This window comes from Arthrobacter sp. lap29, assembly GCF_032458965.1.
Classification (GTDB): Bacteria; Actinomycetota; Actinomycetes; order Actinomycetales; family Micrococcaceae; genus Specibacter; species Specibacter psychrochitiniphilus.
In genome coordinates this window covers 246,239-257,544 of record NZ_JAUCEK010000007.1, presented here as the reverse complement: position 1 = coordinate 257,544, position 11,306 = coordinate 246,239, and the positions used below count along the sequence as shown (strand labels likewise).

The 11,306-nt window shown below is 60.0% G+C and carries 8 protein-coding genes and 1 tRNA gene; 4 read left to right on the top strand and 5 right to left on the bottom strand.

All coding sequences use genetic code 11. The features are described from left to right. Positions 1-144 precede the first annotated feature (144 nt). Both RY113_RS13655 and RY113_RS13650 read left to right on the top strand, forming a co-directional pair. On the top strand, positions 145-2,022 hold the full coding sequence (locus RY113_RS13655; protein ID WP_315914996.1) for an alpha-amylase family glycosyl hydrolase: 1,878 nt from the start codon (positions 145-147) through the stop codon (positions 2,020-2,022). Positions 2,023-2,106: 84 nt separating this feature from the next. After that, positions 2,107-3,495: an FAD-linked oxidase C-terminal domain-containing protein gene (locus tag RY113_RS13650; protein ID WP_315914995.1), complete on the top strand. Its 1,389-nt coding sequence runs from the start codon at positions 2,107-2,109 to the stop codon at positions 3,493-3,495. A gap of 227 nt (positions 3,496-3,722) precedes the next feature. Here the strand turns inward: RY113_RS13650 and RY113_RS13645 are convergent, their stop codons facing one another. From RY113_RS13645 to RY113_RS13630, 4 genes are all read right to left on the bottom strand, one after another. After that, the gene (locus RY113_RS13645; RefSeq protein WP_110107843.1) at positions 3,723-5,090 is read right to left on the bottom strand and encodes a DUF4032 domain-containing protein; all 1,368 of its coding nucleotides are present in this window, start codon (positions 5,088-5,090) and stop codon (positions 3,723-3,725) included. Between the two features lie 76 nt (positions 5,091-5,166). Then, the gene (locus RY113_RS13640; protein WP_179442328.1) at positions 5,167-6,267 is read right to left on the bottom strand and encodes an ABC transporter ATP-binding protein; all 1,101 of its coding nucleotides are present in this window, start codon (positions 6,265-6,267) and stop codon (positions 5,167-5,169) included. Between the two features lie 142 nt (positions 6,268-6,409). Continuing rightward, positions 6,410-7,210 carry a trehalose-phosphatase gene (gene otsB, locus RY113_RS13635; protein WP_315914994.1) on the bottom strand — a complete coding sequence of 267 codons (801 nt, stop codon included), beginning with the start codon at positions 7,208-7,210 and terminating at the stop codon, positions 6,410-6,412. Continuing rightward, a complete protein-coding gene (locus RY113_RS13630; RefSeq protein ID WP_110107845.1) occupies positions 7,200-8,696 on the bottom strand; it encodes a trehalose-6-phosphate synthase in 1,497 nt (498 codons plus the stop codon). The genes otsB and RY113_RS13630 overlap by 11 nt, the downstream gene beginning before the upstream one ends. Positions 8,697-8,946: 250 nt before the next feature. Here RY113_RS13630 and RY113_RS13625 point away from each other — a divergent pair, with 250 nt between their 5' ends. Beyond that, a complete protein-coding gene (locus RY113_RS13625) occupies positions 8,947-9,846 on the top strand; it encodes a thioredoxin domain-containing protein (RefSeq protein ID WP_315914993.1) in 900 nt (299 codons plus the stop codon). Positions 9,847-9,957: 111 nt separating this feature from the next. After that, positions 9,958-10,031, top strand: a tRNA-Thr gene (locus RY113_RS13620). A 105-nt stretch (positions 10,032-10,136) separates the two neighbouring features. Here RY113_RS13620 and xerC read toward each other — a convergent pair. Further along, positions 10,137-11,141, bottom strand: a complete 1,005-nt coding sequence (gene xerC, locus RY113_RS13615) for a tyrosine-type recombinase/integrase (protein WP_315914992.1) — start codon at positions 11,139-11,141, stop codon at positions 10,137-10,139. Positions 11,142-11,306: the final 165 nt, after the last annotated feature.

The window sequence follows — 11,306 nt, the reverse complement described above, 5'->3', positions numbered from 1 at the left end:
GGCGGCTCCACTTGTTTAACACCACAAAGACGTCCCAAAAACCGCGGAAATACGCACAGGTGCGTAATGCGCGATGTGGGTGCAGGTGTCCGTGCCCCCTCGATATATGGTGGGCGCATCGATAGCTATTGGGAAGACTGACACATGATTTCATTGACTCCGCACCACGACGGGTCCGCACTGTATGTAACAGGCGGTGGCACTCTTGGAGAACGCTGCACTTTAAGATTGCGGGTGCCCCAGAGCTGGGGTAAAGCAGAGCGCATTTGGGTTCGCAGCGTGCAGGACGCCGAGCCCCGTTACGACGAAGCCACAGTGATTGGTGAGGGCGACGGGTGGGTCTGGTGGGAAGCCAGCATGTTGCACGTGAACCCTGTGGCTCTCTACCGCTTTGTTATTCAGGTTGCTGGCAACGAGGTGGGCAACAGCGAGCAGGACGGGCCCAGCTATTGGCACCTGAATAATGCTGGCCTGCACAATCGCGACACCTCCGATTACAACGACTTCCGGGTCACCACGGCCAAGGCCGCTCCGGCATGGTCTCACGATGCCGTGATGTATCAGGTCTTCCCTGACAGGTTCGCCCGATCATCGAAAGCTGACGCACGGCCCACCCCTGACTGGGCCGTGGCTTGTGACTGGGATACCCCGGTGCAAGGCAGTGGCCCGGACGTTGGCAGGCAGTTCTACGGCGGCGATCTGGACGGGGTCACCGGCAAGCTCGACGAGCTCGAAGCGCTGGGTGTGGATATTGTCTACCTGACACCATTCTTCCCGGGGCGCTCCAACCATCGCTATGACGCCTCCACCTTTCATGCCGTGGATCCTTTGCTCGGTGGGGATCAGGCTTTGATTAACCTGGTGGAGGCGGCTCACGCCCGTGGCATGAAGGTCATGGGCGATCTGACCTCCAATCACACCGGCGGTGCTCACGAGTGGTTCAAGAGGGCGCAGGCGGACCCCAGCAGTGTTGAAGCCGGCTATTACTATTTCAACGAAGACCACACCGCGTATGAATCTTGGTGGGGTGTGCAATCGCTCCCGAAACTCAACTGGGGATCAGAGGCGCTGCGGGAAGCGTTCGTCACCGGCGAGGACTCCGTGGTGGCGCATTGGCTCAAACCTCCTTTCAACCTTGACGGCTGGCGCATTGACGTCGGCAACATGACCGGAAGGCTGGGCGCTGTGAACATTAACAAGGAGGTGGCCGCGTTGATTCAGGACAGGATTCTTGGGATCAACCCGTATGCCCTGCTCCTGGGTGAGGAAACCTCCGACGCCGGCGCTGGCGTTGACGGTTTCGGCTGGCAGGGTGCCATGACTTACTCCAATTTCACCCGGCCCATCTGGCAATGGCTGGGCAACCCGAGCGCGCGCGTTGACTTTTTTGGCACCCCGCTGCCGGGCCCGCCCAAGGTAAGTGCCGACGTCGTGCTTGCCACCCATAAGGACCTCTCCAGCGCCTTCAGCTGGCCGGTGCGTAAGGCAACAATGAACGCTCTGAATACCCATGACACCGCACGAGCAGCCAGTGTCATGATTGCGGGTGGGCCGTTGGTGGCGGCCACGTTGTCCATGCTGCTGCCGGGGATTGCCGTGGTTTTCGCTGGGGATGAGTACGGGCTGGAGGGGTGGAATGGAGAGGATTCGCGCACCCCGATCCCGTGGGATGAGCCGGCGCGTGTGGTGACGGATTTGCGTGCCGCCTATGCCGCGCTGGCGGCGGTGCGGCACTCCAGTGCGGCCGTGGCGGACGGTGGCATGCGGTGGTTAATGGCCGATGGCGATGTGCTGGCTTTTGTGCGGGAGTCGCCGACAGAGTCGTTGCTCGTGGTGGCTGTTCGGGCGGCGGCAGAGGTGCCTGTGGCGGACCTGGGTTTGAGTTCGGAGGATGTGCAGGCGCTGCAGGGCCCGCCAGTGATCCGGACGGGCGAAGTTGCAGCCACGGAGCAACGGTTGCATCTAGCGGGTCCTGGCGCTTATGTGTGGCGTCTAAGTGGCGTCACGGTGCCAGCTGTCTAAGCGGAGCGCTCCAACGTGTGTCCTGTCTGTATTCCTCTTAGACTGGAGGGACACACAGTTGTTTTTAGGAAGGTCTGCAAGGACATGGCAGTACAGAAGATGACCCTCAGCTCACCGTTTGCCAGCGCGTTGGAGGAGGTGCTGCGGCCGGATCAAATCAGTGTCGCGGAAGAGGACTTGCAGACGTTCGCTATAGATCAGGGACCTGTCACCGATTACCAAGAACCGCTTGCCGTAGTGTGGGCTGAAACCATTGCCGAGGTGCAGTCCATAGTGCGGCTGGCAGCTGAGTACACGGTACCGCTGGTGACTCGAGGCGCAGGAACTGGGGTCTCGGGCGGGGCGCATGCCACTGTGGGATCTGTGGTGCTGAACCTGACCCGCATGAACAAGATTTTAGAGATTAACGCAGCCGATGAGATTGCCCGGGTGGAGCCTGGCGTCATCAACGGGGACCTGAACGCTGTAGCTGCTGAGCACGGGCTGATGTTTGCCCCGGATCCTGCCAGTTACAAGATCTCCACTATTGGTGGCAACATTGCCACGAACGCGGGCGGGCTGCGCTGCGCTAAGTACGGCGTGACCCGCGACGCCGTACTGGCGCTGGATGTTGTTTTGGCCGACGGTACTTTGATCCGGACCGGACACCGCACGTTCAAGGGTGTTGCCGGGTATGACCTCACCAGCCTTTTTGTAGGCTCTGAGGGGACCTTGGGCGTTGTGGTGGGCGCTACCGTGCGGTTGAAGTACCTGCCCACCGTTGTGCGCACGCTGGCAGTGTTCTTCCCATCGGTGCAGGCTGCGGCTGCGGGCGTGCTGGCACTGGGTACGGCCCGTGTACAGCCGTGCATCCTGGAATTATTGGATGGACCGTCACTGACCGAGCTTGACTTCCGCAATGGCAGCAACCTCTCCACCCGTGGGACAGCGCTGCTATTGATTCAGTTCGACGGGTTGGCAGCTGAACAGGAAGAGGCCTTGGCAGCTACCGCTCTCGAGGCACTGGGCGGGACCATCAGCCGTGAGGACCCGGCAGAAGCGCGGCGCCTGGTTGATCTGCGCCGCAACAACCGGGGCTTGGACGTAGATGCCGAGAACCGGGTGGGTGAGGATGTAGCAGTGCCGCGCTCCCAGCTGGTCCACTACATTACGGCGCTGGAGGAAATGGCGCGTAGGCACGGGGTGGACTTGCAGGTGATTGCGCACGCTGGCGATGGTAATCTGCACCCCACATTCTCTGTGCCAACCTTTGAACCGGCCGGCATTGCCGCGTTAAACGCTGCCCTGGATGAATCCATTGACAAGGCGCTGGAACTGGGTGGGACCATCACGGGCGAACACGGAATAGGGCAGTACAAGCTGCGGTGGCTGGCGTTGGAGCAGTCGGCGGAGGTACTGGCAATCCAGCGCAACATCAAGGCGCTGTTCGATCCGCAGGGCATCCTCAACCCAGGCAAAGCCATCCCGGCGTGACCCCGCACCCACGGCAGGTCCTATCCCACTAATGGCGTGTTTTTCCCGGACCCTATCCCACTAATGGCTGAAAACAACGGGACGCTGTCGCATTCACGGTTGATGATTGCGACAGCGTTGCTGTTTAAGTAGCCGTTGCTGCACTAGCGTCGACGAAAAAGTGACCATTGGTGGGATAGCGTCCGCGATAGGTGGCGGGAGCGTCTGGTGGCGGCGGCGGTGGTGGGTTAGTCTTCGAAGGCGGCGTCGGGGAGGACTCCGCCTTCTAGCATTTTGATGGTGTCCGTATCGGTGCTGAGCATGATGGCGTCTTCGTCGCGGCGGTAGCGCAGGATGTTATCCACATACGATTGCACGGCCTCGGCGAGGGGCACATTGCGTTCCTCATCCTTGGATTTAAACCAGCGGTGCTCCAATATTTCGTGAACAACCTCGGCGGGTTCTAATTTGCCTCCGAGCTCACGTGGGATGGAGCGAACAATGGGTTCGAAGATGGTGCTGACCCAGTTGTGCGCGCTAAGTTCCTCATCCACAGCGGTACCGGAATCTGCCCGGAAGGAGTCCATGTCGTTGAGGAGCCGGCGGGCCTGGTTCTCCTGAGCGTCAATGCCTGTTAGGCGCAGCAGACGGCGCTGGTGGTGACCGGCGTCCACCACCTTGGGTTGGAGCTGGATGGTGGAGCCGTCAGGAGTGGTTTTGATGGCGTATTCTTCCACGTCAAAGCCGAGTTCGTTGAGGCGGCGGATGCGGGCGCCCACGCGCCAGCGGTCTTCCAGCTCGAAGGATTCCTTCTCGGTGAGCTCGGCCCAGAGCCGGCGGTAGCTTTCCATGATGAGCTCGCTGGTGGCCACTGGGTCAACTTTTTCCTCAATGAGCCCACCTTCCAGCAAGTCCATCAGCTCCCCGGCAATGTTGACCCGGGCAATTTCGAGATCGTATTCGCGCTGGCCCGTGGACAGGTCAGGGTAGAGTTCACCGGTTTCGGCATCCACCAGGTACGCGGCAAAGGCTCCGGCGTCGCGGCGGAACAGCGTATTGGAGAGGGAGACATCACCCCAGTAGAAGCCCACCAGGTGCAGGCGGACCAGTAGCAGGGCCTGGGCGTCAATGAGCCGGGTGAGGGTATCGCGGCGCAGCTTCTGTGAGAACAGGGCCCGGTAGGGCAGGGAGAACTTCAGGTGCCGGGTGACGAGAACGGGATCCAGGGGCGCGCCACTGGGTGTGGTGCGTCCGCTGATGACGGCAACAGGTTCCACGCAGGGCACATCCAGGCGGGCCAGCTTGCGCAGCATGTGGTATTCGTGGCGGGCCACGTGTTCGGAGGTTTCCTTGATGGCAATGACTGAGCCATCCAAATGGGCGAAGCGGACCACGTGCCGCGAGATGCCGCGGGGGAGTGCGGCAAGGTTCGCGGCCGGCCATTCCTCCAAGCGAATGTGCCAGGGCAGATCGAGCAGGCCCGGATCGGCGCTGGCAGCCGTGATATTCAAGGAGCCCATGACAGGCACGGGAGGTGTGCTCATACGGGGTAGCTTGCCACGCTGGTCAAAGTCGGTGGGCTCGTGGTTCCACTTGGCGCCTGGTTGTTCAGTCATGGATCAAATTCTCTCTTAAAAGGTGAGGCGCGGTTGCCTGCTGGAAATCCAACAGGCAACCGCGCCTCAAGAACTACTAGTCGCGCGAGATGGCCTTGTCGCCCAAGCGGGCGCCTGAGGTTGCATCGAAGAGGTGCACGTGGCCAACCTGCGGGCGGACGTGGATGGTATCGCCCTTCATCGGTGGGCGGCGACCGTCAACACGGACCACCATGTCACGCTCGTTGCCGTCGATGATGGCGTGTCCGTAAACGTAAGCATCGGCACCGAGTTCCTCGACGACGTCGGCCTCAACAGCCAAGCCTTCACCGGCGCCAACAATCTCGAGGTCTTCGGGACGGACACCCACGGTGACCGTGTTGCCTGCGGCTTCACCCAAAACGGCGCTCTGTACGGGGTAAATTGATCCACCGAACTTCACACCGCCGTCAACAACGGGCAGTTCCAGCAGGTTCATGGCGGGGGAGCCAATGAAGCCGGCAACAAACACGTTCTGCGGGGCATCGTAGAGGTTGCGCGGGGTATCAACCTGCATGAGCAAGCCGTCCTTGAGCACTGCAACGCGGTCACCCATGGTCATGGCCTCAACCTGATCGTGGGTCACGTAGACGGTGGTGACGCCCAAGCGGCGGGTCAAGGATGCGATCTGCGTACGGGTCTGCACGCGGAGCTTGGCATCCAAGTTGGAGAGGGGCTCATCCATGAGGAACACCTGCGGGTTACGCACAATGGCGCGGCCCATGGCAACACGCTGGCGCTGACCACCGGAGAGAGCCTTCGGCTTGCGGTCCAGGTAGGCCTCAAGGTCAAGGAGCTTGGCGGCTTCCAGAACACGCTTGGCGCGCTCTTCCTTGGAAATGCCGGCAATCTTCAGGGCGAAGCCCATGTTATCTGCCACGGACATGTGCGGGTAAAGAGCATAGTTCTGGAAAACCATGGCAATGTCGCGGTCCTTAGGCGGAACGTCAGTGACGTCGCGGTCGCCAATGAGGATGCGGCCTGCGTTGACGTCTTCCAAGCCGGCGAGCATGCGCAGCGAGGTGGACTTGCCACAGCCCGAGGGGCCAACGAGTACGAGGAATTCGCCATCGGCGATGTCAATGTTGAGCTTGTCAACGGCGGGCTTGGTGGTGCCCGGGTAAATGCGTGTTGCGTTATCAAAAGTTACTGTAGCCACAGTGATAAATCCCTTCATCGGCAGGTACGTGCCGAACGATCCTCAAGTGAATGGTTGTTTCATGCACAATCCGCACACTACCGAAGCAGCGAGCGGACTGATCTATGAAGTATGACACATTTTAGTTATGGCTGGGGTCACGTTAAGGACTCAGGTAGGCCGTGCGCTCTGCGAGCAGCAGCTCCAAAACGTCAGGGAGTGAGGCCGGGGCCGCTATGCGAAATTGGGCCTGTGTGTTGCCGGGGCCAACCTTGATGCCCAGATCGCCGGGGCGCAGGGCGGCAAAGGCGTGCTCGTCAGTGACGTCATCGCCAGCAAAGAAGATGGCGGTGGCACCGTTTTCTTGTCGCAGCAGGGCCAGGCTTTGGCCCTTGTTGGCGTTGATGACGGAAATTTCTAAGACCATTTTGCCGTGGCTCAGGTGCAGGGACGGGGTGTGCGTCAGTTCCGCCATGAGGCGTTCGACGCCGGCCCGTGCCGCGGCTTCTTCAGCCAGCCGGTAGTGCAGAACCACGCCAGCTGGCTTATTCTCCGCGAGCGTGCCCGGGATGCGGCTAATTTCCCGGGCGACGGCGGCGCGGGCCGTTTCCAGCGCGGATTCCTGTTCCGCTGTCAGGGACACGGCGGGGGAGTCTGGGCCCAGCCAGGTCTCAGCGCCGTGGCTGCCTACCAACAGTGTCCTCTGCGGTGGGGTCGCGACCAGCCGCAAACTGGCCAATGCGCGCCCGGAGACCAGGGCCGTCGTCGTGCGGGGCAGTGCGGCGAAGGCGGCCAAGGCTGCGGCGGAGCGGGGGAGTGGGCGGGCATCTTGTGCACGGTCCACGAGCGGTGACATGGTGCCGTCAAAGTCCAGAGCTAACAGTAACTCTGGGGTGCGGGCCAGGGTCTGCAGTGCGGCCCGCAGTTCTGCCGTGATACCAAGTGAAGGGATATCAGCTGTCATCGCGGACTGCCTTCTGCGCCAGTGTGGAGAGGAAGTCCTCACTCCAGCGCTGGACGTCGTGGGCGAGGATTTGCCGGCGCATGGAACGCATCCGGCGGCTGGATTCGGCCTTGGGCAGCGTAACAGCGCGCAGGATGGCAGCTTTGAGGCCGTCAATGTCATGCGGATTGATCAGGAGGGCCTGCTTGAGTTGATCGGCTGCACCGGTGAACTCGCTCAGCACCAAGGCTCCGCTGTTATCGCCGCGAGCAGCAACATATTCTTTGGCGACCAGGTTCATGCCGTCGCGCAAAGCAGTGACCAGCATGACGTCTGCGGCGAGGTAGAGGGCCACCATTTCCTCCACAGGGTAGCTGTGGTGCAAATAGCGGATGGCCGTGTTTTGAATGGTGTCATGCTGGCCATTGATGCGGCCCACCATGCCTTCAACATCTTCGCGCAACTGCTTGTAGGTTTCTACGCGCTCACGGCTGGGGCTGGCCACCTGGATGAGGGCGGCGTCTTCTACCTGGACAGTGCCGTCATCGAGGAGCTCGCCGTAGGCCTTGAGGCGGTGGGTGATGCCCTTGGTGTAGTCCAGCCGGTCCACGCCCAGAAGCACTGTTGTGGGGTTTCCCAAATCCTCGCGGATCTGCTTGGCGCGGGCAATGACATCCGGGTTCTTGGCAAGCTGCTGGATCTGGGCCACATCAATGGAGATGGGGAACGGTTCTGCGCGGGAGATGTGGCTGAAGTGGCCGGAGGCGTCATTTACGTGGACCTGCCGGGCCTTGACGCCGGCGCCGAGGAAACGACGGGCCGAGCGCAGGAAGTTGGCGGTGTCATTGGGGCGCTGGAAACCGAGCAGATCTGCGCCGAGTAGGCCTTCCAGGATTGCCTTACGCCAAGGCATCTGGGCAAAAATCTCCGGTGACGGGAAAGGGATGTGATTGAAGAAGCCGATCCTCAGGTCCGGGCGCAGAGCGCGTAAATACTGCGGGACCAGCTGGAGCTGGTAATCCTGCACCCAGACGGTGGCGTTGGGTGCAGCTGCGCTCGCAGCTGCCTCGGCGAAGCGCTTGTTGACTACCTGGTAGGTATCCCACCAGGTTCGGTGGAACTCGGGCGTGGCAATCACGTCATGATAGAGCGGCCAGAGGGTTGAATTGGAGAAGCCCTCGTAATAGAGCTCCACCTCATCCGCGGAGAGGGGGACCGGGAACAGGTCCATGTTGCCATGGTGGAACGGTGCCAGAGTCTCATCAGCAGCTCCATGCCAGCCGATCCACGCACCTTCACGGGTAGCCATGACGGGAGCCAAAGCGGTGACGAGCCCGCCGGGGGAACGCCGCCAGCCGTCGTCCGACTCTTCTTGCGGAACCCTGTCCACGGGGAGGCGGTTGGAGACAACAATGAAGTCTGAACTGCCGGGCTGGGCAACGGGGTGGGCTGGATCAGCGGTGGCCTTAGCGGGCTTGGCGGGCTTGGCGGACGATTCTTGTGACACGAACAACTCCCAATAATTGGTCCCTCGGTTTTTACCAGCTTATCTTGTAGGGGTTTGGGACCGTCATGAACAGTGTTTTTCGGGTGGGTTTGGGGTGCTGGTGAGGAGCTTTCGGGAAAGTTTCGGGAAGCTTTCGGGAAGCTTTCGGGGAGCGAGGGCAGTTTTCGGTCTTCTCCAAGGTTTGTCCCATAGGATGATCCGTATCTAGCCGTACCACGGCCTTTTTTCATGCCCAAAGACTTGAGGAAATATGAGCTCCAAAAACGAACCGCGGTTGAGCAAAGCAGAGCGCACAGCACAGGCCCGCGAGCAGGCAAAGGTTATTCGCGATGCCCAAATTAAGGCGGAAAAGCGCAAGGGCTGGCTGATCCGTGGGGGTGTTTTGGCGGCGGCCGTGGTGATCATAGTGATCATTGCGCTGGTGGTCATCAACACTCAGAAGGCTAATGAGCCGGTAGCGGATAGCGGGCCGGTGGCGGCGAATATGAACGCCTATGGCGGCATCACGCTCGGTAAAGGTGACACCGTAGTTGCCCCCACCACCACGGAAAAAACCGTAGACGTCAACAACTTGGGCGCGGCTCCCACGGCTCCAGCAGAGAAGGCATTTGATCTGGACAAGATTGGTATTGAGGCATCTGCGACCGGCAAGCCGGTCCAGACCGTGGTTTACCTAGACTTCCTGTGCCCGGTCTGCAATGAGTTCGAAAAGACGTACGGCGAAAAGCTGGACACGTTGCGCAACGACGGCAAAATCACTGTTGAGTACCGTCCGCTGGGTTTCTTGGACCGTCTCTCCTCCGGTACAAACTACTCCTCGCGTTCAGGCGCTGCTGCAGCGTGCGTGGCCGATACCTCACCGAACAGCTACAAGAAGTACTTGGACATTCTCTTTGTCAACCAGCCTGCTGAGAACAGCAAAGGCTTGGATAATGCGACGCTGAAGAAGTACGCAACCGAGGTAGGAGCCGCTGACATCAGCTCCTGCGTGGATGCGAAAACCTTCCGCCCGTTCATGGCCAACACCACGGGATTGACCTCCGTTCACGGCATCAATGGCACACCCACGGTGTTCATGGATGGCCAGCAGTGGCAGACCCCGGAAACCTTCGATGACTTCATGACGCGGATTCTGGCTGCGAAGAAGTAAGTTCTTTTGCCGGTGAAAAGCGGCCCTTCTCTGCGGCATTACTGCAGGGGAGGGCCGGTTTTCTTTTTTCTGAAGCGGTACGGTAGCCTTGTCTAGCGCTTGATTGCGTTTGCCTCCTTAGCTCAGCTGGCCAGAGCACCGCTCTTGTAAAGCGGGGGTCATCAGTTCGAATCTGATAGGGGGCCCAAAAAGCCCGGTTTTACAGGGATTTTGGATGTGAGAATGGCCCCGAAAGGGGCCATTTTCAACTTAACACGCCATAAACACGCCATAATGGGTCTCGATTTTCGTTACTTTTCATCGTTTGGATCGGTCGGTGGCGGCTCTTCCTTAGGGCTGAACGCGTCCATGACTGCCCTGGTGTCTAAGGCTTCTTGGTACTCCTCAATGTAGTGCTCCTGGGTCATCGAGACCTTGGAATGGCCGAGCTGATATGCGGCGGCTTCGGGTCCCATCGTTCTGGCAATCAGAGTTGCGCTAGATTTTCTGAGTGTCCTGAATGTGACCCACTCATATCCGATGGCATCGGAGGCTTTGCGCCAGATCTTGCCGATGTTGTTCGGATCGCAAATGGTTCCGGTGGACGATGGAAAGATCAAATTCATCGGATTCGGTGAGCCGCTTTCCTTTTGGCGTTCATGCCGGATCTGAAGCTGCTTCACCAGAAATTCAGGGGCTGTGACTCGGCGTACGCCGTGCCGGGACTTCGGATGATCCTGAATCCTTACGCCGCCCGTGCTTGTCCGGATGACGGTTGCATTGATAAATACCGTCGGCGGAGCTGCGTCCAGTTTGACGTCGTCCCAGTGGAGGGCAAAGAACTCGCCAGGGCGGAGTCCGGTGTGGATAAGGAAGTCCGCGATCTCATGGAGTTCGTGTGTACGCGGCCTGCCGAGGGCTGGTGCCTGTTCCCAATCGATGAGCTTGCTGCGCAGGTCTTGATACTGTTCCGCGGTGAGACCTTGGGGCTTCGCTTTCTTGTTCCGAGGGATCGATATCCCGATGACAGGGTTGACGGTGACGGCGTCGTGTCGCAAGGCCACCTTGAACATCCACGACAACACGGCCCCACAGCTTCTTGCGGTTGAAGGCCCCACATCTTCGACGACTTTTCGAATGAAGTGATCGATCACGCCGGAGGAGGCCTCGCCAATCCGGACTGAGCCAATCGCCGGGGCAATGTACTTCGTGATGCAATAGGCGTATTTGTCCTTCGTGCGCGACGCCTTGTCAGATCCTTCCAACTCAACGAGGAACACCTCAATGAGCTGATTGATCTTGTTTGTGGAAGTCACCAGTCCATTTCTCGGAGTTTGGCGGGCGACAAGTTTCTGCTGCAAGCTGCGGCGGGCATCTGCTGCAGAAGCGCCGCGAGCTTCTACCTTCCTAAGCTTCCCATCCCAGTCACGGTAGTGGGTACGTGCGCTCCACGACTTAGCCGCGGTGCGATCGGTGATGAT

Bases quoted from the DNA above. Each gene is read 5' to 3' on its own strand.
- RY113_RS13655 (WP_315914996.1), top strand. From the start codon at position 145: ATGATTTCATTGACTCCGCACCACGACGGGTCCGCACTGTATGTAACA.
- RY113_RS13650 (WP_315914995.1), top strand. From the start codon at position 2,107: ATGGCAGTACAGAAGATGACCCTCAGCTCACCGTTTGCCAGCGCGTTG.
- RY113_RS13645 (WP_110107843.1), bottom strand. From the start codon at position 5,090: ATGACTGAACAACCAGGCGCCAAGTGGAACCACGAGCCCACCGACTTT.
- otsB (WP_315914994.1), bottom strand. From the start codon at position 7,210: ATGACAGCTGATATCCCTTCACTTGGTATCACGGCAGAACTGCGGGCC.
- RY113_RS13625 (WP_315914993.1), top strand. From the start codon at position 8,947: ATGAGCTCCAAAAACGAACCGCGGTTGAGCAAAGCAGAGCGCACAGCA.